The sequence below is a fragment of the Acinetobacter pollinis genome (assembly GCF_015627175.1).
GTDB classification, from domain to species: Bacteria; Pseudomonadota; Gammaproteobacteria; order Pseudomonadales; family Moraxellaceae; genus Acinetobacter; species Acinetobacter pollinis.
The window spans coordinates 13,393-35,170 of sequence record NZ_VTDQ01000011.1 but is presented as its reverse complement, the minus strand read 5'-3'; the positions used below and the strand labels follow the sequence as shown (position 1 = coordinate 35,170).

At 36.7% G+C, this 21,778-nt stretch carries 22 protein-coding genes; 10 read left to right on the top strand and 12 right to left on the bottom strand.

All coding sequences use genetic code 11. From position 1 onward, the window contains the following. Positions 1–104: 104 nt before the first annotated feature. Complete coding sequence (gene dnaJ / locus I2F23_RS06280) at positions 105–1,232, bottom strand: molecular chaperone DnaJ (protein WP_195771705.1); 1,128 nt, start codon at positions 1,230–1,232, stop codon at positions 105–107. A 105-nt stretch (positions 1,233–1,337) separates the two neighbouring features. Continuing rightward, on the bottom strand, positions 1,338–1,715 hold the full coding sequence (locus I2F23_RS06275; RefSeq protein ID WP_195771704.1) for a hypothetical protein: 378 nt from the start codon (positions 1,713–1,715) through the stop codon (positions 1,338–1,340). A 371-nt stretch (positions 1,716–2,086) separates the two neighbouring features. On the opposite strand from I2F23_RS06275, the gene ppc reads away from it, so the two are divergent. Next, a complete protein-coding gene (gene ppc / locus I2F23_RS06270) occupies positions 2,087–4,774 on the top strand; it encodes a phosphoenolpyruvate carboxylase (protein WP_195771703.1) in 2,688 nt (895 codons plus the stop codon). 45 nt (positions 4,775–4,819) lie between these two features. On the opposite strand, the gene I2F23_RS06265 is transcribed toward ppc, so the two are convergent. Then, a complete protein-coding gene (locus I2F23_RS06265; RefSeq protein ID WP_195771702.1) occupies positions 4,820–5,086 on the bottom strand; it encodes a metal/formaldehyde-sensitive transcriptional repressor in 267 nt (88 codons plus the stop codon). A 60-nt stretch (positions 5,087–5,146) separates the two neighbouring features. Between I2F23_RS06265 and dmeF the strand changes: the two genes are divergently transcribed. Both dmeF and I2F23_RS06255 read left to right on the top strand, forming a co-directional pair. Then, positions 5,147–6,133: a CDF family Co(II)/Ni(II) efflux transporter DmeF gene (gene dmeF / locus I2F23_RS06260; RefSeq protein ID WP_195771701.1), complete on the top strand. Its 987-nt coding sequence runs from the start codon at positions 5,147–5,149 to the stop codon at positions 6,131–6,133. 124 nt (positions 6,134–6,257) lie between these two features. After that, positions 6,258–7,547: a solute carrier family 23 protein gene (locus I2F23_RS06255; protein WP_195771700.1), complete on the top strand. Its 1,290-nt coding sequence runs from the start codon at positions 6,258–6,260 to the stop codon at positions 7,545–7,547. 45 nt (positions 7,548–7,592) lie between these two features. On the opposite strand, the gene I2F23_RS06250 is transcribed toward I2F23_RS06255, so the two are convergent. From I2F23_RS06250 to I2F23_RS06240, 3 genes are read right to left on the bottom strand one after another with little or no spacing between them, the layout of a single operon-like run. After that, positions 7,593–8,648 (bottom strand): aromatic ring-hydroxylating oxygenase subunit alpha, encoded by a 1,056-nt coding sequence (locus I2F23_RS06250; RefSeq protein WP_195771699.1) that lies wholly within the window; start codon positions 8,646–8,648, stop codon positions 7,593–7,595. A 28-nt stretch (positions 8,649–8,676) separates the two neighbouring features. Next, positions 8,677–9,642: a PDR/VanB family oxidoreductase gene (locus I2F23_RS06245; RefSeq protein ID WP_195771698.1), complete on the bottom strand. Its 966-nt coding sequence runs from the start codon at positions 9,640–9,642 to the stop codon at positions 8,677–8,679. A gap of 46 nt (positions 9,643–9,688) precedes the next feature. Continuing rightward, positions 9,689–10,738 carry a Rieske 2Fe-2S domain-containing protein gene (locus tag I2F23_RS06240; protein WP_195771756.1) on the bottom strand — a complete coding sequence of 350 codons (1,050 nt, stop codon included), beginning with the start codon at positions 10,736–10,738 and terminating at the stop codon, positions 9,689–9,691. A gap of 106 nt (positions 10,739–10,844) precedes the next feature. Here I2F23_RS06240 and I2F23_RS06235 point away from each other — a divergent pair, with 106 nt between their 5' ends. The 4 genes from I2F23_RS06235 to I2F23_RS13990 all read left to right on the top strand — a co-directional run bounded on the left by I2F23_RS06235 (position 10,845) and on the right by I2F23_RS13990 (position 13,213). Then, positions 10,845–11,762, top strand: a complete 918-nt coding sequence (locus tag I2F23_RS06235; protein WP_195771697.1) for a LysR family transcriptional regulator — start codon at positions 10,845–10,847, stop codon at positions 11,760–11,762. A 102-nt stretch (positions 11,763–11,864) separates the two neighbouring features. Beyond that, positions 11,865–12,203 (top strand): DMT family protein, encoded by a 339-nt coding sequence (locus I2F23_RS06230; RefSeq protein ID WP_195771696.1) that lies wholly within the window; start codon positions 11,865–11,867, stop codon positions 12,201–12,203. Positions 12,204–12,370: 167 nt separating this feature from the next. Next, positions 12,371–12,670 (top strand): ArsR/SmtB family transcription factor, encoded by a 300-nt coding sequence (locus I2F23_RS06225; RefSeq protein ID WP_195771695.1) that lies wholly within the window; start codon positions 12,371–12,373, stop codon positions 12,668–12,670. A 15-nt stretch (positions 12,671–12,685) separates the two neighbouring features. Next, entirely contained in the window at positions 12,686–13,213 is a 528-nt protein-coding gene (locus I2F23_RS13990) for a rhodanese-like domain-containing protein (RefSeq protein WP_195771694.1), read from the top strand. Positions 13,214–13,253: 40 nt separating this feature from the next. Here I2F23_RS13990 and murJ read toward each other — a convergent pair whose 3' ends face one another. After that, positions 13,254–14,795 carry a murein biosynthesis integral membrane protein MurJ gene (gene murJ / locus I2F23_RS06215; protein ID WP_195771693.1) on the bottom strand — a complete coding sequence of 514 codons (1,542 nt, stop codon included), beginning with the start codon at positions 14,793–14,795 and terminating at the stop codon, positions 13,254–13,256. 54 nt (positions 14,796–14,849) lie between these two features. Beyond that, positions 14,850–15,428, bottom strand: a complete 579-nt coding sequence (gene ampD, locus I2F23_RS06210) for a 1,6-anhydro-N-acetylmuramyl-L-alanine amidase AmpD (RefSeq protein WP_195771692.1) — start codon at positions 15,426–15,428, stop codon at positions 14,850–14,852. Positions 15,429–15,606: 178 nt separating this feature from the next. Here ampD and I2F23_RS06205 point away from each other — a divergent pair, with 178 nt between their 5' ends. Beyond that, entirely contained in the window at positions 15,607–15,981 is a 375-nt protein-coding gene (locus I2F23_RS06205; RefSeq protein ID WP_195771691.1) for a diacylglycerol kinase, read from the top strand. Between the two features lie 58 nt (positions 15,982–16,039). On the opposite strand, the gene gap is transcribed toward I2F23_RS06205, so the two are convergent. Together gap and I2F23_RS06195 are read right to left on the bottom strand one after the other, a co-directional pair. Further along, a complete protein-coding gene (gene gap, locus I2F23_RS06200; protein ID WP_195771690.1) occupies positions 16,040–17,041 on the bottom strand; it encodes a type I glyceraldehyde-3-phosphate dehydrogenase in 1,002 nt (333 codons plus the stop codon). A 59-nt stretch (positions 17,042–17,100) separates the two neighbouring features. Then, on the bottom strand, positions 17,101–17,388 hold the full coding sequence (locus tag I2F23_RS06195; protein ID WP_195771689.1) for a hypothetical protein: 288 nt from the start codon (positions 17,386–17,388) through the stop codon (positions 17,101–17,103). A gap of 760 nt (positions 17,389–18,148) precedes the next feature. Here I2F23_RS06195 and sodC point away from each other — a divergent pair. Further along, positions 18,149–18,694 carry a superoxide dismutase family protein gene (sodC, locus tag I2F23_RS06190; protein WP_195771688.1) on the top strand — a complete coding sequence of 182 codons (546 nt, stop codon included), beginning with the start codon at positions 18,149–18,151 and terminating at the stop codon, positions 18,692–18,694. Between the two features lie 101 nt (positions 18,695–18,795). On the opposite strand, the gene rph is transcribed toward sodC, so the two are convergent. Further along, positions 18,796–19,512, bottom strand: a complete 717-nt coding sequence (gene rph / locus I2F23_RS06185; protein WP_195771687.1) for a ribonuclease PH — start codon at positions 19,510–19,512, stop codon at positions 18,796–18,798. 157 nt (positions 19,513–19,669) lie between these two features. Then, positions 19,670–20,521, bottom strand: coding sequence for a nucleoside-specific channel-forming protein Tsx (tsx, locus tag I2F23_RS06180; protein WP_195771686.1), 852 nt, complete (start codon positions 20,519–20,521; stop codon positions 19,670–19,672). Positions 20,522–20,847: 326 nt separating this feature from the next. On the opposite strand from tsx, the gene I2F23_RS06175 reads away from it, so the two are divergent. Beyond that, positions 20,848–21,747, top strand: a complete 900-nt coding sequence (locus tag I2F23_RS06175; protein WP_195771685.1) for a 5'-methylthioadenosine/S-adenosylhomocysteine nucleosidase — start codon at positions 20,848–20,850, stop codon at positions 21,745–21,747. Positions 21,748–21,778: the final 31 nt, after the last annotated feature.

Genomic DNA, 21,778 nt, shown 5'->3' with positions numbered 1-21,778 from the left:
GTCTTTTATGTTATCTAATATAACAAACTAAAATGATCCGTTTCGACCTAAACATAAAAAAAACCTACCATTTGCAGGTAGGTTTTTTATAGTCATTCAATAAATTAATCGAATGTTTCTTTTAAACGATCAAAGAAAGATTTTTTCTTTTCGCTTGAATGATGGTCTGTGCCATCCATAGAAGCTTGAAGCTCTTTTAGTAAATCACGCTGATGACTGGTTAGATTTACAGGGGTTTCGACCACAATACGACAAAGTAAATCACCAACCATGCTTGCACGTACAGGACGAACACCTTTGCCACGCAAACGGAAAACTTTTCCATTTTGTGTGCCTTCAGGAATTTTCAAGCTTACACGGCTATCAAGCGTTGGAATTTCAATTTCTTTGCCAAGCGCTGCATCTGCAATGCTAATCGGTACATCCATATATAGGTCTGCACCGTCACGCTGAAATACAGCATGCTCACGTACAGCAACTTCTACATATAAGTCACCTGCTTGACCATTACGAATTGCTTCACCTTTACCAGTCAAGCGAACGCGGTCGCCATTGTCAACACCTGCAGGAATCGTTACTTCTAACGATTGTTGACGATCTTTTACACCAGAACCATGACAGGTACCACATGGGTTTTTAATAATTTTACCCTGTCCATGACATGTACTACATGTTTGCTGTACAGAGAAAAATCCTTGTTGCATACGCACTTGACCTGCACCATGACAGGTCGTACATGTTTGTACATCATTTGGATTTTGAGAACCTTTACCATCGCAAGCATCACAAGGTGCAGGAGCAGTAAATGTAATGGTTTTCTTAACGCCTGAAACTGCTTCTTCTAACGAGAGCTCCATAACATAACGAAGATCGGAGCCTTTACGTTGACGTTGTTGACCACGGCCACCACCACCAAATGCACCACCGAAAATATCACCAAACTGGCTAAAAATGTCTTCTGCGCTAAAACCGCCGCCGCCGAAGCCACCGCCACCACCAAAGCCACCTTCAAACGCATTATGTCCCATACGGTCATACATACTACGTTTTTCGCTATCTGAAAGTACTTCATAAGCTTCACTTGCTTCTTTGAACTTATCTTCAGCTTCAGCATTGTCAGGGTTGCGGTCAGGGTGATATTTCATCGCCAACTTACGGTAGGCTTTTTTAATTTCATCATCACTTGCGGTTTTAGCTACACCTAAAACCTCATAATAATCACGTTTAGCCATGATAGGCGATGCTCCTTACGGAATTTGAAAAAATACGATAACTTTCGAATAGATTGGGCTATTGATTTATTTTACAAGGGGAGATTTGTAGAAAATTTAATTTTACTAAAATACAGCTTTCTTTTTTACATATCTGACCAAGCCTTTAATAAAGGCATTGAGCAACATCATCCATGCAATAAAGACAAAAACGATTCCAGCAATCGTACAACCTTTTACCCACAAGAAAGTGTCCCAGTAGTAAAAGTGTAAAGGAATAAACCACAATGAGGCAAAAATACTTGTAGTAATAAAAAAGAGAATACTGCGCATAACCCATAAAGCTTGGGCTTGTATCCAAACTTCGACATCTTGTGCATGTGCAACTTTTGCAGACAAGAGGTAGGCAATGACACCTGTGACAGCAGTGAATAATGCAAAAAACATAAAAACATATGCCCAATTCATTAAACGTCGGTGCTTGAGAATATTGTCTTGCCCCATGTAGTGTAGACCTCTCTCATGACCTCTTATGATGCCATGGATCATTGCTTGAAATTATCTTTTAAAATTAGCCCACTACTATAAAGTAGTTTTGTAAATTTAGCATCTACAATCCCAATATAGTTCTGCATAATTCACAAAACTACTAAACAAAATGTAAGTATTTATGTCATTCCTTCACATATTTCTTGGCTATGCTGAACATACACATGATCAGTTCAAATCTTTTCTATTTTTAAACCAATGGTAGACCAATGGCTAAAGATTTTTTGATCTTTATTTGCTATGGTTGAAGGAGATTATTGAGGATTAATAATTCAAAGCATCATTCTTTATTTTATAAGAAACATACTCCTTAGAAGGAATTTATTATGGCACAAGATATCGATGCCCCATTACGCGACGATGTTCGTCTTTTAGGCAATCTCCTTGGAGAAACTTTAAAAAGACATGTTGGAGAAGATCTGTTTAACCAAGTTGAACAAATTCGTGCTTTGGCAAAGGGTGCAAGTGATGGTCAAATTGAAGCTGAAAAAAAGCTAGAAGAATTATTTTTGAACCTTGAGGATGATGCTTTCCTTCCACTCACACGCGCCTTTACCAATTTTTTAAATTTTGCAAATATTGCAGAACAATACCATGTTGTACGTGGACGTCGAGAAGCTGAATTCGATACAGCACGAACTTCACCAAATCCACTCATTCCACTATTTGAAAAACTACAACAGCACGATATTGATCAAGAAACGCTATATCAACAAATCTGTGATTTAAATATTGAGCTTGTACTTACTGCTCACCCAACAGAAGTCAGTCGTCGTACGCTTATTCAAAAGTATGACAATATTAATCTATGTCTTGAAACATTAGATCAGAAGAAATTAACGCCTCATCAACGCACAAAAATTATTGAAGACCTGAAGCATCTTATCTGTTCTGCATGGCATACGGACGAAATTCGTCAACAGCGTCCAACACCTGTAGATGAAGCGAAATGGGGCTTTGCAGTTATTGAGCAAACACTATGGAAAGCGATTCCACGCTTTTTACGTGAATTAAGTGCATTGGTTGAAGAAAAATGTGGTAAGCCTTTGCCAATACACTCAACACCTATACGTTTTGCCTCTTGGATGGGTGGCGACCGTGATGGGAACCCAAATGTTACACATAAGGTTACTCAGCAAGTACTATGGTTTTCTCGCTGGCAAGCAACTGACCTCTACTTACGTGACTTAGAAAGTCTACGTTGGGAACTGTCTATTCAGGAATGTACGCCTGAACTACGCCAAGCTTTAGGCAATGATCATGCAGAACCTTATCGTGAGTATTTAAGAGATACCCGTGAACGTTTACGTTTAACTCACGAATGGCTTGCAGACAAATTGCAAGGTAATCCAACCACAGATCACCCTCGCTTAATTCGTCATAAAAACGACTTATTAGAACCTTTAATGCTTTGTCATAAATCATTAATTGAATGTAATCTTGCAGAAATTGCCAATGGTAATTTACTCGATTTCATCCATCGTGTTCAATGCTTCGGAATTGAGCTACTTAAACTAGATATTCGTCAAGAATCTACACGCCATCGCCAAGCAATTTCAGCAATTACGGAATACTTGGGTCTTGGAAATTTTGAGACATGGACAGAACAGGCAAAGCAAAACTTTTTGCTTAATGAATTACAAAGTAAACGTCCTCTACTTCCTAAAATTATTCATGAACCAAAAACAAGTCTAATCAACCACCCCGATGTACAAGAAGTGTTTGCAACAATGCGTACATTGGCTGAACAACCTCCTGAGTCTTTAGGTGCTTACATTATTTCAATGGCAGAGCATCCAAGCGATGTGTTGGCTGTGCTACTGTTGCAAAAAGAAGCAGGCATTCAGCATCCTTTGCGTGTCGTGCCTTTGTTTGAAACCCTAAAAGATTTAGATGGTGCTTCAAAAGCCATGGATACACTCTTTAATATGCATTGGTACAAACAGCATATTCAGGGTAAACATGAGGTAATGATTGGTTATTCAGACTCTGCAAAAGATGCAGGCTTTATGTCTGCCAATTGGGCACAGTACCGTGCTCAGGAAGAATTAACTGCTGTTGCGAAAAACCATGATGTGCGCTTAACACTATTTCACGGTCGTGGCGGATCAATCAGTCGTGGTGGTGCACCGACTCAACAAGCCTTGTACTCTCAACCACCGGGTTCAATTTCAGGTGCCATTCGTGTTACTGAACAAGGAGAAATGATTCGATTCAAATTTGGTGTCGCAGACATTGCTTTACAGAATTTGGAAATTTATACAGCCGCAACACTTGAGGCGACCCTACTCCCACCTCCTGTGCCTAAAAAGGCATGGCGCACGCTCATGGATCAGATGACAGAAACATCTGTACATGTGTACCGTGCAACGGTTCGTGAAAACCCACATTTTGTAAGTTACTTACGTACAGTTACACCTGAACTAGAGTTACAAATGTTACCTTTAGGTTCTCGTCCTGCAAAACGTAAAGTAAGCGGTGGTATCGAATCTTTACGTGCGATTCCTTGGGTATTTGCTTGGACACAAATTCGTTTAATGCTTCCTGCTTGGCTAGGAACAGGGGCTGCACTAGATGAAATACTCAATGCAGATAAGAAATCGCAATTAGATGAAATGCTACAAGAGTGGCCGTATTTCAAAACGCTTATCGATATGTTAGAGATGGTGTTATCGAAGTCAGATGGTGATGTTGCTTGGTATTACGAAGCACATCTAACAAATGATCCAAACTTACATGCATTAGGCAACGAGTTACGTCAACGACTACAAGATGCGATTGATACATTACTTCGTTTAAAAGGTGAATCTGAGCTATTAAGTCAAAATGAAGTACTTGACCAAGCAATGCGTGTGCGTAAAACGTATCTTCTTCCACTACATTTATTGCAAGCAGAATTAATGCGTCGTCGCCGTGCTTATGTTGCAGAACATCAAGCCGAGCATACGCCTGTAGACCACTCATTAATGGTAAGTATTACAGGAATTGCTGCAGGTTTACGCAATACAGGTTAAGTATTTATTTTAGCAACAATCAATACACATATAGAGAGTAGCCATCTACTCTCTATATTTTTTAAGTAGTTTAAAGAACTCTTCCATTTCACTTTCATTGTATTGAGTACCTGTGAGTACATGATGCTTTAAATGTTCTTCAATTAATTCATTCATCAGTCCATTCACTGCGCCTTTTACCGCGGCAACTTGCTGTAATACCTCTACACAACTCTTTTCCGAGTCGTTAACTGTTTTTTGTATTGCATTAATTTGGCCTTGTAACCGACTTAAACGATTTAAGATTTTTCGATTTTCATGTAAATGACTCATATAGACTTCCTAAAGAAAGAAATATACTATACCCAGTATAGTATATTTAGGATTTATATTATGCAAAAGAGGACATATTCTCCTGCACATTCTCATGTATTTGATCAGGGTAATCCATTAGCCCAAAGAAAAATTTTAATTGCTACCATTTTTACAGCAGTCATGATGGTACTCGAAATCGTTTGTGGCAGTATATTTAATTCAATGGCATTACTTGCAGATGGTTGGCACATGAGCTCGCACATGGTGGCGTTAGGTCTGGCCTATTTTGCATATAAAGCTGCAAAGTACTATGCAAAAGATCATCGTTTTTGCTTCGGTACATGGAAAATCGAAGTACTTGCAGCTTATACAAGCGCTATTATTCTTATGATGGTTGCTGTATTTATGGGATATGAATCTACAATGCGTTTACTCCACCCAATAGCGATTCAATATAACGATGCTATTTTTGTGGCAACACTTGGGCTCATTGTAAATTTAATTTGTGCATGGCTACTTAAAGATAACCACGGTCACGGTCACGGTCACGGTCACGGTCACGGTCACGGTCACGGTCACGGTCACGGTCACGGTCACGGTCACGGTCACGGTCACGGTCACGGTCACGGTCACGGTCACCATGATATTAATCAAAAAGCAGCTTTTCTACACGTTATTGCAGATGCCGCAACATCTATTTTTGCAATTCTTGCACTCTTTGCAGGAAAATATTTAGGTTGGAATTTTTTAGATTCACTATTAGGTATTGTCGGTGCGCTTTTAGTTGCTCACTGGGCATGGGGTCTCATTCAACAGGCAGGAAAAACCTTACTAGATGCAGAGATGGATCATCCACTTGTCGAACGTATTATTCATTCTTTTGATACACTTCAGGATAAAGTCACCATTACAGATATACACCTTTGGAGAGTCGGAACAAATAAATTTTCTTGTATTCTCGCATTAAAAACCAATAGCCCAGATATATCACTCGATATCATTAACAATATACTGTCAAACTATCATGAGATTGTTCATACGAGTATAGAAATACAGAATATATGATATTTTTCAATATCTTAATTTTATCTTGAATCTATGAATCATTTAAAAAAATTATTTTTTTGCAGAATTTTTTTTCAACAACGCGTATCATTGTTTTAATTTTGTCTGCTTCTTTGGTTCTTTTATGTCATGGTTTCCTCAATGGCGCCCATATAAGGGTGAAACCGAAAATCGTCCCGTTGCAACGAACGAGTATCTTCCTGTATCACACAGTATCGTTTTAGGTTTACAACATACTTTCGCGATGTTTGGTGCAACAGTACTTGCACCTATTCTTATGGGGTTTAACCCAAATCTTGCCATTTTAATGTCGGGTATATGTACAATCTTGTTTTTTATACTTACAGGTGGACGCGTACCAAGTTATTTAGGTTCAAGCTTTGCATTTATTTCTGTCGTTGCAGCAGCAACAGGACATGCGATTGGTGCAGGTGCAAACCCTAACTTAGGTGTTGCACTCGGAGGCATTATGGCATGTGGTATAACCTATGCAATCATTGGCCTCATTGTCATGGGCACAGGAACACAATGGATTGAAAAACTCATGCCTCCTGTGGTTACGGGTGCAGTGGTCATGATTATTGGTCTAAACCTTGCACCTGTTACAGTAAAGTCTATTGCGGGCAATCCTTTTGATACTTGGATGGCTCTTATTACCATTTTATGTATGGGTGGAGTTGCTGTTTTTACTAAAGGTTTATTACAACGTCTTTTATTACTGCTTGGACTCGTCCTTTCTTATATTATCTATATTGTTGCAACCAATATTTTAGGTTTGGGTCAGGTTATCGATTTTGGAAAAATCGCTGCCCAACCATGGTTCGGAATACCATCATTCACACACCCAACATTTGATACCAATGCAATTTTAATTATTGCCCCAGTCGCACTTATTCTAGTCGCTGAAAATCTTGGGCATATTAAAGCAGTTGGCGCAATGACCAATGAGAATCTAACACCACAACTTGGTAAAGCATTTTTTGCAGATGGTGTGGCTACAACTTTATCTGGTGGACTCGGAGCACCGGGTATGACAACTTATGGTGAAAACATTGGTGTCATGTCTGTTACTCGAGTGTATTCTTCAATTATTTTCGTCATTGCAGGTGTGTTCGCTGTTTTACTGGGCTTATCGCCAAAATTTGGTGCGGTAATTAGTACCATTCCAACAGCACTACTTACAGGGGCATCTATTGTGGTATTTGGTTTAATTACCATTGCAGGTGCAAAAATTTGGATTCAAAACAAAGTTGATTTTGCACAAAATCATAATCTTATTATTGCTGCTGTAACCATTATTCTCGGTGCAGGTAATTTTGAATTACATTTTGGTAGTTTTAATTTAGGTGGTATTGGTACAGCCACTTTTGCAGCAATTGCACTCAATTTATTATTTAGTCTAAAAAAAGTTTAAAATTTTGGGCAGTGTATTTGTACGCTGCCCTCACTTTCTATTTTTCTACACAATATAGTTTTTACTTAAACCCAAATCTGCCAAAATACGCCGATACATGGTCGAAGAACGATCTGCTTCAAAATGCGCCTCCATAGTTAAATCTAAAGGTAATTCCTCAGGTTTTTGTGACTCGACAAACTCTTGATCTTCAGCAAAAATTTGTGCATTAAAATCATAAACTGCCTGTAAATCTCCTGTGGTATCAAAATTACGCGTCAGTGGTACAAATAGACGAGTTTTATTGTGAGAAGTTGGGCAACAGGCATTAAGTATTTTTAACACGCCATCATTTGGAAAATGTACTGTCAATATTGCTGAAAATGGTGGATATACATCGAACACACGTTTCCATAAGAAATCTTTCGGCGCTAAGTGCTGTAATCCATGTGGATAATTACTCACATCACTCACATATTCAGTATGCAATCCATAGCTTGTTTTTATGGTTGAATATTTAGGAACAATCGGATTTTCACGGCTCGCAAATGCGTTGTGATGTACCCATGCAAAATGTGCAACATCAATAAACCCTTCAAGTTGTCGACCACTTGAACCTGAAATATCAACAAATGGAGGCAAGATATTTTGATGCTCTTCATGTTCCCACGTGTCTAGCTCTGGAAGTAAAGCAGCTTCAAGGTTTCTATTTTGCAAACTAGTCCAAACCAAACCATATTTTAAAATAACTGGAAACTTTGTGAGTGAGAACCGACCTGAAATTTTAACTAAATCAGGCTGTGCGGGAATGTGAGTGCATTTTCCTTCAGCGTTATAACGTAGTCCATGATATGGGCAAATAATATCCTCACCTTCTACCCATCCTTTAGTCAAAGGCACACCACGGTGTGGGCAAATATCACGTACTAAATGAATGTCTCCACTTTCTGTTTTATAAGCTGCAATTTTTACATCTAACAACGTAACTTGCTTAGGTTTTACGGAAAGCTCATCTATAGTGGCTACGGGATACCAATGTTGCGATAAAATTTCCCAATCTCTTTCTTCAAATTGGCTATAGCAAGGCTTATTTACTAAATTTACGACTGGGATTGCATTCATGTTATACCTCGTCTCTTTCGTTCCACTGCTATAAGTTAATTTCTAAGACTGTACTTTTGGCTCTAGAGCAACACAACGCAATGTATTGCTGATCTGCTTGTTTTTCTTCATCCGACTGAACAGTATCTTGATGGTCAACTTCGCCACAAACCACCTGAGTTAAACATGCACCACACATGCCAATTTCACAGGAAATAGGTATATTTATGTTATTTTCGATAAGTACCGTTGCAATAGTCTTGTCGTTCGGCACATGAAATGTTTCCCCTGTAGAGCTTAATCTGACTTGGAAACCATTATCTGGACTGATTGGAATATTTGTTTTTATAGGAGCAAAAGCTTCAAAAAATATTTGCTCATTCGACCATCCATGCAGTAGAGACTTTTCAATACACACATCCATAAAACCCTGTGGCCCACATAAATACATTTGGCTATCTTTTTGAGGCTCTTTTAGGAAATCAGGAAAACTGTTTCGAATACCTTTCCCATCCATTGTTTCAATAATTTCTATAGTGCCATGCTGGAAGTCAGCCCTTAGTCTCTCTAAAAAAGCCACTTGATCAATGGTTTTTACATAATAAAAAAGTTTAAATTGTTTCTTTGACTGCTCTAAGTATTCCGCCATCGTTAAAATAGGTGTAATACCAATACCACCTGCCACTAAATAATACTCATTTGATGGTGCTAATTTAAAATAATTACGTGGCAATGAGATCGTCAGCTCATGGCCAACCCGTAGCGTATCGTGAATAAACTCAGAACCTCCTCGAGAGCTACTTTCTCTTTTTACACAAATCGTATAATGTTGTTCATCCAATGGATGCCCGACCAAAGAATATTGGCGTATTAACATTGGTGTTAAATAAACATCAATATGTGCACCTGCCTCCCAAATAGGAAGAGTAATTTTATCTTTTGACTTGAATACAACCTCAATATTGCCATCGCCTTGAAGTGACATACTTTTAACAACAACCTGAATTTTTTCCATATTTAATGACTCTTTAACGTTTTTGCTACTTATGAGAATTCAGTGGTTAAATTAGAAAAAACTGATCAAATCCTGCTTTTTTCAAACAACGGCGTAACATGATCGAGCTACGATCAGCAGGAATATGTGCCTCAAGAGTTAAGTCGAGAGGAAGTCGTTCAGGTTTTTGTGTTTCAACCATAAGGCGGTCTTCTTCAAATATTTTCAGGTTGTAATCAATCACATCTTCTACGTTGTCATTTAGATCGTAATTTTTCACAATAGGTGCAAATAGACGTGTTTTTCGTGCAGAAATAGGCGAAGCAGCATTCATAATGACTTGCTTTGCGCCCCCTCGAAGGTGAATAGTAAGCGTTGCAGTAAATGGCAAATGAAATTCAAAATGTCTTAAAATTTTAAAATCATCTGCTTTCTTAAAAGTATCGCTGGCTGGATAATCTCCAACTGTACTCCAATAATCTGCATTAAAACCCTGTGCTGTCTCTTGTGTCGTATAGTCGGGTACAAGTTGATTTTCTGGGTCTGCAAATGTCCCTGTATGTACCCATGCAAAGTGTGCAACATCCAAGAACCCTTCTACTTGTCGCCCTGAAAATGCTTCTATATCTACAGGTGTGCATACCACCTGTTGTACATTATCTTCATGCCAAAGTGGCATATTCGGTATAATTTCGGGTGTATCGTGTGTTAGGCATGTCCATACCAAGCCATATTGCTCTACAACACGATAGGTATATAAATTTAGCTTACTTGGAATCGCTTGCTGTGGACTAGATGGAATACGATTACATTTTCCACCCTCGCCAAAGCGTAAGCCATGATATGGACAAATTACACCTTCTCCATCATGAGAACCTAATGTCAGTGGTACGCCACGATGTGGGCAGACATCTCTCGCAACAATAATTTCTCCTTTTACTTTATAAATGACTAAATTTTCATCTAAAAGTGTCGCTTTTACAGGTTCATTTTGAATATCTTCTATACATGCAACGGGATACCAATATTTGGCAAGTTTAAGCCAGTCGCTTACAGAAAATGTGCAATGAGCAGGTAAATCAATATTTAAGGACTGTGTTTTTATCGCTGCACTCATCATTTTCTTTTTCGCTTATTTGGCTAATTAAAATTATTATTATGTGAAGCTACTATTTCGTCTATTATAATGATTTGAATATCTCATTCTAATTTTTAGAACACTTATGGATGCACCATTTTCACGTTTCTCCAACTATTTTATGGCAGTGGCAAGTACAGGAAGTCTGCGCCAAGCAGCTGATCAATTGTATATTTCTGTATCGGCAGTACATCGGCAAATTGCACTGGCTGAAGAAGAACTTGGTGTACCACTTTTTGAAAGACTACCTCATGGTATGCGTCTGACCCTTGCAGGCGAATTACTTTACGCAGATTTAATAAAATGGAAAAAAGATTTTCAGATTACACAAACACGGTTTGATGAAATTCAAGGTCTTACACGAGGAACCGTCGATATTGCATGTATTGCGGCATTAGCAGATAGTTTTCTTATAGATGCTATTGCAAAAATGTCCAAAAAGTACCCTTGGATTAATTTTAATCTGACTGTGGACGAAAGCGATGCTGTGGCACATAAGATCATTCAAAATGAAGTCGACTTTGGGATTATTTTTGAACCTAAACAACATCGAAATTTAGAGGTAATTTCTTTTTTAGAAATTCCTATTGGATTTGTAGTATCACCACAACATGCATTTGCACAATTCAGTGAAATTTCTATTTCTAACACATTAGACCAACGCCATATTACCGCACATCGCCCACTCGTCATTCAGGAAAGAATCGAAGCCATTTACCAACATCATCAGATTCATCCTAATCAACATATTATGTGCAATGATATTGAAATGATCCGCTCACTACTCAAACAAAATTTAGGTCTAGCAATTCTTAGTCAGTTAGATGTTATGAACAGTACTTTAAAAAAAGAGTTGTGCTTTATTCCCATCAAAGATAAAAATATTCATCCTTTAACTCTTGCTTTATGCACAGCACCCCGAAGACAAATATCAAAATCTGCTCAAGCTATGTTAAGTGAGCTAACTTCTACTATGCAGCATTTAGAATCAATTTTTTCGTAAATGTATTTTTAAATATATTGTGTATATATGGCATTTAAATTTTAAACGATTTCATTAAAAGATAAACTATAATCAGTCATCTAGAATGAATGTTGAACAATTATGTATTACGGAATTCTGTTTCTTGTTATTTCAAATTGCTTCATGACACTTGCATGGTACGGCCATTTAAAATTCATGCATGACTCTCCTTTATGGAAAGCAATTTTATTTAGTTGGTGCATTGCTCTACTTGAATACAGTTTTATGATTCCTGCAACTCGACTACTTTCTCAAACAAATTGGTCTTTAGGGCAAGTCAAAATTACGCAAGAAGTCATTACACTTATTGTTTTTACACCATTTATGATTTTTTTGTTCAAACAACCTTTTAAATTAGACTACCTATGGGCCATGGGATGTCTACTTGGTTGTATATACTTCGTGTTTAGAAGTCAGTAACCTTCTTTAGATTTCTGAGAAAGGAGAAGTCATTTATGTTTTTTCTTTCTCATTCCATCTCCATTAAATTCAAACTATTTTTACCTCTAAACTTATCAATGTGTGCTTTTATTCCTCTTTAATTTAGTTTAATCTAAATTAGATTTTACTAAATTAATAAAGAGACCATGAATCCAGAGCAACAATATCAAAATATTTTAAGTGCATCCTGCTTTTTGCAAGCACTCAGTAATCCCAAAAGATTAATGATTTTATGCTTATTAATTCAGGAGGGTGAAATGACTGTTGGAGAAATGAATAAAAAAATAGACTTAAGCGCTTCTGCTTTGTCTCAGCATTTAGCCAAAATGAGACATGAAAATTTGGTGACTTACCGACGAGACTCACAGACTTTATATTATCGTATTCATAATCCAGATGTCATAAAGCTGATAAGTGCGCTCAAAGATATTTTTTGTCCTGAATAACAGAGGAAGATTACAGTGCCAATACATGAGATATCTGCTAAAGAAGCCCCTCAGCTTATTCAAGAAGACTCCCTAATTGTCGACATTCGTTCGAAACAAGAATATATGCGAGAACATATTCGCCATGCGATTAATATCCCTCTCGAAGACTTAGCAAACCATACGCAAGCGTACCAAAATAAGATTATATTTTTCTATTGTAAATCAGGTAATAGAACACAAAGTAATCGAGATTTTTTAGAGAAAAATTTCTCTCAGCAAAATTATATAATTAAAGGTGGTATAGACGCTTGGCGTAATGAAAATTTTTCTATTGTTCAAGATCTAAAACAACCTATAGATATTCAGCGTCAGGTACAAATTACTACAGGTTTACTTATACTTATAGGACTATTGCTCGGTTATACCATATCGACATGGTTTTTTCTTATTTCTACAGCAATCGGTATGGGTTTGGTATTTGCAGGTATTTCAGGATATTGTGGTCTTGCAAAAGTACTTATGAAAGCACCTTGGAATACAAAACCATTCAACTCACAATAAAAAAGTAGCATTTTAGCTACTTTTTTATTTCTCACTATTTTTATGAATGCTTTAAATCTCTTGGTCTAAAACCAACAATGAGTAGCGTCACTGCATATGCAACGACGCCAACGAAACAAAGACCCAATACTTCAGCAATACGCAACCACTGCGATAATTCTCCATTATAAAAATGGATGCCAATAGCTAATGCAATAGCCATAACAATGTTTGCAATAAAATATTGTAGTGCAATTTTTTTCCAGTGTGACCCAAATCTAAAAACATCGCGCTTATGGAGGAAATAATATAATAAACCTGCATTTACAAGCGCAGAGAATGATGAGGAAATACCTAAAGCCATATGAGGCGCATGCCAGTCAATATATTTAAAGAACGTAATTAAAATAACATTCATTAAGGCATTGGCAGCCACCGCAACAAGTCCAATACGTACAGGTGTTTTTGTATCTTGTTGCGCGTAAAAACCAGGTGCAAACACCTTAATTAACATAAATGCTAGAACACCACCACTCATACACTGTAACGCCAATGCAGTCATTTTAGTATCTTGTGGTGTAAATTCTCCATGTTGAAAGAGTGCCTGAATAATCGGTGTAGATAGCATAAATAATGCAAGACTTGCAGGTACACCTACTAAAATAATGACACGTGCTGCCCAATCAATCATTGCTTTAAATTTTTCAACATCTTGCTCGGCATGTCTACTTGAAAGTGAAGGTAAGATTACAGTACCAATTGCAACACCAATCAATCCTAAAGGTAACTCTGTCATACGTTCTGCACTGTATAACCAAGATACAGAGCCATCTTGCATAAATGATGCCCAAATCGTATTCAACAACAAATTGATTTGTGTCACAGATACACCAAATAGCGCAGGAAGCATAAGTTTTAAAATCTTACGCACACCTTCATGTTGAAAGTCTACTTTAGGTGGAATAAGTAGTTTCTTATGCCATAGCTCTGGTATCTGTATTGCAAGCTGAATAATACCCGCAGCAATGACCGCCCATCCTAGCGACATAATAGGAGTTTGCATATATGGTGTAAGCCACCAAGCAGCCGCAATCATAATCGCGTTTAAAAGAACTGGTGAAAATGAAGGACTAAAAAATGAACCATAACTGTTTAAGATACTACTTGCGAATGCCGTCAAAGACATAAACATAAGATAAGGAATCGTTAAACGGAACATCTGTACTGCATCGGCAAACTTATCGGGATGTTCATGAAACCCCGGAGCATATACATAAATAATATATGGTGCAGCCAGCATAGCAATAAGTGTTAATGAAGACATTAACAGCAATAGACAGCCAAAAACTCGGCTAATTAGTATTTGTACCTCAACATGCAATTTGGTTTTATATTCAGTTAAAACAGGAATAAATGCCTGAGAAAATGCACCTTCTGCAAACAGTCGCCTAAAGAAATTAGGTATCCTAAATGCAACAACAAATACGTCAAATTCTTTCCCTGCCCCGAATACATTTAACAGAACCATATCACGTACTAATCCTAAAATACGTGAGAGCATCGTCATTGCACTTACGACAAATGTCGACCGCCAAAGCGCCATTTTTTATACCTAAATTGAGTTGAATGTGGCCATTTAAATTTAAATGGATGATTTTTATTTCGAGATGTTATATTCACCTAATAATTGTCTAAAGTGAGACCAATTAAAATAAGGTCCTGGATCTGTTTTTCTTTCAGGTGCAATATCTGAATGTCCAGCAATATGATGTTGAATTTTAGGATACGTCTGTTGCAGACAATTGACTACATCAACAAGAGCTTGATATTGAACACTCTCAAAAGGCAAGTCATCGCATCCTTCTAACTCAATTCCGATCGAATAATCATTACACTCTGGTAAGCCTAGATAATTCGAACGCCCTGCATGCCATGCGCGGTCATTAAAATTGACCAATTGTATGACTTCACCTGTTCTTAAAATAAGTAGATGTGCAGAGACTTCCATTCCCTTTATTGTTTGAAAATATGGATGTAGTGTCCAATCTAATTGATTTTGAAAGAATTGCTCAATATATCCCTGACCAAATTGAGAAGGAGGTAAACTAATATTATGAATAACCACCATCTGAATATCGGTATTTTCAGGACGTTGATTAAAATTTGGAGATGGTATTTGACGCACCCCGTGTAAAACACCATTTTCTATATAAAAAGGCTGTGTTTTTTCTTGCATTTATCGCCTCAATTCAATGCACATTTCGAAAGAATCGCAGAATACCACTTTAATAAAGTCGTCATTCAAAAACTTACATTTAAAAGTAATTTTTTATATCGTATTAAATTTAACTTTTACTTAATTATATACGAGGTATCATAGCATTCATCTTGCTTATTACGCACTTATTTCATTCATGGGTCAATATTCACCATTTAAAGGCAATCAGGGAATAAAACGTATCATTCATGCGTTCCATTATTCACTTTCAGGTTTTCAATCTGCTTTTAAGCATGAAGCTGCTTTTAGACAAATCGTTTACTTAAATCTCGTTCTTTTTCCAATTAGCTTTTTCATTCAAGCCTCTAAAGCTGAACATATTTTATTAGTCATAGTAGGCCTAATTGCAATTATTGTTGAACTATTTAATTCAGCAATTGAAGCTGTAGTTGATCGTATTTCACTTGAAAGACATCCGCTTGCAAAAATTGCTAAAGACATGGGTAGTGCAGCCCAATTTGTTGCACTCTTTATTATTTTTATCACTTGGGTTACTGTCTTATTCCTTTAAATAAAAAGCCGATATAGAAATATCGGCTTTTTTTAATCATTACAATTTCTTGTAAAAATTATTTTACAGCAACTTGTTCAATAGTATCGATTAAACGGTTAGAGAAGCCCCACTCGTTGTCGTACCAGCTTGTTACTTTTAAGAATTTATCGCCAATCACATTTGTTAAACCAGCATCGAAAATTGAAGATGCAGGGTTTTTAATGATGTCTGAAGATACAATTTCATCTTCTGTATATGCCAATACACCTTTCATTTCATTTTCTGCAGCTTTTTTCACAGCAGCTTTTACTTGCTCAATCGTTACTGTTTCTTTTAAGTTTACAGTAAGGTCAACCATTGAACCTGTAATAACTGGTACACGCACTGCACCACCGTCTAATTTACCTTTTAATTCAGGAATAACTAGACCAATCGCTTTCGCTGCACCTGTAGATGTCGGCACAATGTTTTGTGCTGCACAACGTGCACGGCGCATATCTTTATGTGGAGAATCTTGTAAGTTTTGATCTTGTGTATAAGCATGGATTGTTGTCATGAAACCATCAACAATACCAAAGTTATCATTAATTACTTTTGCTAGAGGTGCAAGACAGTTTGTTGTACAAGATGCATTTGAAACAATATTGTGTTTCTCTTTGTCGTATAGGTCGTTGTTTACGCCTTGAACAATTGTTAAATCTACTTCACTTGCTGGTGCAGAAATAACAACTTTACGCGCACCTGCTTTTAAATGTTTAGAAGCAGCAGGACCACTTACAAATACACCTGTAGATTCTAAAACAACGTCAATGTTAAGCTCTTTCCAAGGTAAGTTTTCTGGATCTCTTTCCTGATAAACAGCGATTTTTTTGCCGCCAATATATAATGCATTTTCTTCTACTTTAACTTCTTCAGGAAAGTTGCCAAACGCTGTATCGTACTTTAATAGATGTGCAAGTTGTTTTACTGATCCAAGATCGTTAATTGCAACAACATTAATTTCGCTTTGTTTTGCTTGAAGTGCACGAACAAAGCTACGACCAATACGACCAAATCCATTAATAGCAACATTAATCATTTTATATTCACCTTTGAAATTAAAATTTCCATCTTCTTTAAAATATATCAGGTACGAGGCTAAGCTTTTGACGTTAACCAATCAACAGCTGTTTTTTCTAGTCCCCAAGAAGCCCAAGGAGACTCCCCTTCTTTGATAGCGGTAACGAATACTTTATCGTCAAAATCGAGTTTTAAATAGTTTTTAATGTAGTCTCGAACTTTTTTGGCATCAGGATAAAGTGTATCTACCACCCAAAAATTATGTAAGATTTTTTGGCATTTTCCCTTCGAAACGGTATGAATTGCGTCTTCAACACGCCCATAGTTCGCTTCATCTGTTTCAAATATAATCGCAAAATATGACATTCCCGACTCCATTAAACTATTTAAAATAGCGCAAGATTAAGTCAATAAAAAAGACTATACACTTCCTCTACACGATGAAAATACACCTTAGGCATTATCTGCCCCAAAGGACATACTACATTAGTATAGAAAAAGTTATTTCTTTGCGTTTACTCCATTTCCCACAAAAAAGTACAAATTTAAGATAACACGAGTTTTATTAAATACAGACTTTTTTACTTTATGATTCCGTAAAAATTTAGTGATCAATCATTATTCACAAATAACGTTCATTTATCATTTCTCTGACACGAGAACTAAGCAAAGCGCTATCTTCCTGAATTGGCTAAATTCTTATTTCCTTCAATCTCAAAACTAGCACATTAAGTTAATCATTATCAATCACTTAAAAAAATAAATTTGTCTAATATTATTTCACTGCTAAACACTATAAATTTAGCCTATTGAAAGGATATATAAATCAATAAATTACTATTAAACGAACCATACGTCTCTTTTTTTACAATCAATTTTTATATAAAAATTAAGATTTTTATTGAAACAAAATGTCTATTCATTTTTTAATTTAACTTATCTTTCATGTATTCTTATTAGATACAGTTCTTCACTTTAATCACTGTTATTTTTAGCCATATATTGTCTAAAAAATTGTAAACTCGATATACAAAGGTCAATCTTTTAAGCAATCAAGGATTGTTTTACTGCGTTTGATTGATCTTTTACGATACTTATAATTCAAATTAAATAGGAATAAATGAAGATGAAGCAACTTTATAAGACTGTAGGTCTATGCTTTACAAGTATTTTAATAGTTACAGGATGTACGACAATTTCTTCAATGCATCATCATTCTACAGAAAAAGTTACTGTATATGCCGTATCTGCACAAGGCATAGGAGAAAAGTTAGGTACGGTAACTTTGGAAGACACATCTGAAGGTCTAAAAATTCAGACTAATTTAGAAAAAATACCATCAGGCCCTCATGGTTTTCATGTACATGAGTATGGTTCATGTCAGCCTGTTGGAAAAGATGGACAAGTAGGTGCAGCTTTAGCAGCGGGTGGTCACTTCAATCCAAACCATGCAGAACATCATGGAACACCAATGACTGGTCACTTAGGTGATTTACCTCTGCTTACTGCCGATGCAGATGGAAATGTTAAAGAAACCAATATTGCACCACGTTTAAAACTCGCAGATATTCGAGGGCATGCAATTGTTGTTCATAGCGGTGGAGACAACTACTCAGATACACCAAAACCTCTTGGTGGTGGTGGTAGTCGTATTGCGTGTGGAGTTATTTAAAAGATTACTGAAATTTGAAAATTTTCTTTAGAGGTATACGATCAGCTCGTATACCTCTACTATAAAACCAGTGATAAAACTGGTTTTATGCTTTTAAAAGCTTACCAACCCAATGCTTCTTGCTGTTTTTGAATAAGGGTTTGAATACCTTGCTCTGCTAAAGCAAGCATACTGTCTGCTTGTTCACGTGTGAAAGGCTTATCTTCAGCCGTTCCTTGAATTTCAATAAACTCACCCGATTGTGTCATTACAACGTTTAAGTCTGTTTGGCAATTCGAATCTTCTTCATAGCACAAATCAAGTAAAGCTTCATCTTGATAAATACCTACAGAAATTGCAGCAATTAAACCTTTTAAAGGATCGTGTTTAATTTTTTTCTTTTCAAGTAACACGCTAATAGCATCTACAAGTGCAATCGCTGCCCCTGTAATAGAAGCTGTACGTGTGCCGCCATCTGCTTGAATAACATCACAATCAATTGTAATTGTATTTTCGCCAAGTTTTTTTAGATCGACCATCGCACGTAAGCTACGGCCAATCAAGCGCTGAATTTCTTGAGTACGACCACTTTGTTTTCCTCGAGCAGCCTCACGATCTGAACGTGTATGTGTAGATCTTGGCAACATACCATATTCAGCAGTTACCCAACCTTGTCCTTGCCCTTTTAAAAATCTTGGCACACTATGATCAATACTTGCTGTACAAAGTACTTTGGTATGACCAAATTCAATGAGAACAGACCCCTCTGCGTAACGAGTATAGTTTCTAGTAATTTTTACGTCACGAAGTTGATCGACAGCTCTCTGGTCTATACGCATTTTTTTTCCTTCAATTTAAAAGCAAATGAATGAAATAATTGTAACAGATTCTATTTATTTTTTTTGACGATTCGAGTGAAGAAAATGTACAAAACAAAACCAGTGTTTAATATCAGCTACCCAAAGTAGCTGATATTTGAGATATTATTTTAAAGACTTAGAAGTGATAACCTAAAGCAAGGTAATAACCCCATCCTGTGCTTTTTTGTGTGAAATCACCACTACCCCAGTTATTTGTTGCACCATCTTTAAACTGACCACCGTTATGGAAATAGCGTGCGCCTGCATATGCACTAAACTCTTTCAGCTTATACGAAAAAATATGGGTTGAAACAAAAGCTTCATTAGTGCGCGTATTACCACCTGTTTTATCAGCTAATTTAGAACCAAAATCGTAGTTAGAGAAAGTAAAGTAGTTTAAAGATGCACCATTTTGGAATGAATACAATGGATAGAAAAATTGTACTTGTAGACGACCGCCATCATCAGATGTATAGGCATTTGCAGCACCATAGTTTTCCCACTGTTGCTTCGCATAAACATTTACACTCATACCCAACTTAGTATGCGTATCAATTGATGTACCTAAACCATAATACAATGTATTTTGGCGTGTAAGCACTGTATTTCCAGCATCTACAATCCAGTCAGTTGCAATAAACCAATCTTTAAATGGGCCAACAGATAAGTCTTTGCCTGTTAAACGATTTAAAGAGACTTTCGGCTCATGTTCCATGAATAACTTAGAACTTTTGCTATCCCAAACACCAGTAATATTTTGGTTCCCATCAAAAAACTTAGGTGCGTCAAAATATCCATACCAATCAATTGGGCCTGTTTGTCCCGAATATTCAAGCTCTAAATAAGCATTCTTTACAGGTTTTGGGCTAAACATTACGTTATTGCTATAAATTCCCCATAACGTTGTGTTCATTGCTGAATTGGCTTGTTGAACAGTACAAAGCGTCGCTGTTGCAGCAAAGATATAGCTCAATAATTTGGTAGACATGATTTCACGTGCTCCTAAGTCACGAACTGTACAATTTTGACCGAGAGTGGCAAAAATGGAATAGAAGGAGTTTTATAAGCAAGGAATATGCCTATTTACATATTCAGTGCAACAAAAATCATCAAATAATCATATTGATGGTAAAACTAAGCTATTATTTTATTTCATTTATATGTGAAAATGTTATTTTTCATCAAAAAATAGTGTTTAATTTATCCATCTATTCATTTATTTTCTACTTTCTTAGAAAGATAATCTGCCAATCTTTTTTGGCATATTGCTTGCTTAACTCCCCTTCAATTATCCTGAAAGGCACTTTATTTAACATGAAAAAGTTATTGACCTTCTTTCTTAGCTTACTCATAAGCACCATCGCCTTTGCTCAAAGCAAATTAGATACGACCTCTCGCATTGCCATTATATGTGCATTTCAACCCGAAATTCCTGAATTACGCGCTGCATTAAAAGATGCAAAGTTACATACAATTAACCGTACCGAATTTTACACAGGTAAAATTGGCGATAAAGATGTCGTACTATTTTTATCAGGCATGTCAATGGTCAATGCTGCAATGACAACTCAAATGGCACTAGATCATTTTAATGTTAAGAATATTGTGTTTTCAGGAGTTGCTGGTGGTGTAAATCCAAACCTTAACATTGGTGATATTTCAGTGCCAGATCAGTGGGGACAATATCTTGAGTCCATTATGGCACGTCAAACCAATGGTAAATTTGTTGCACCTGCATTCTTAAAAACACCTTATCCAAATTTCGGTATGATGTTTCCACAAGATGTTCAAATTGCAAATGGTAGCCAAGCACCTGAAGAGAAATTTTGGTTTAAAGTAGATCCGAATCTAATGGCGCAAGCAAAAGAAATTTTGGCTCAACCACGCCTAGACCGTTGTACTGCAGACAATCATTGTCTTAGTCATACACCAAAAGTTGCTTTTGGCGGTAACGGCGTTTCTGGACAATCATTTATGGACAATGCAGAATTACGCCAATTTGTATTTAATACCTTCCATGCAAATGTTGTAGACATGGAATCTGCTGCTATTGGCCATGTTGCTTATGTCAATGATAAGCCTTTTATTGTATTTCGCGCTTTATCTGATCTTGCTGGTGGTGGCGCTGGTGAAAATGAAGAGAGTACATTCATCCAACTTGCTGCGAAAAACTCATCTCAGATCGTTATCCAATATGTTAAAGCTTTGAAATAAATCACAATTAGAGATCTTACTATGAAAAAGT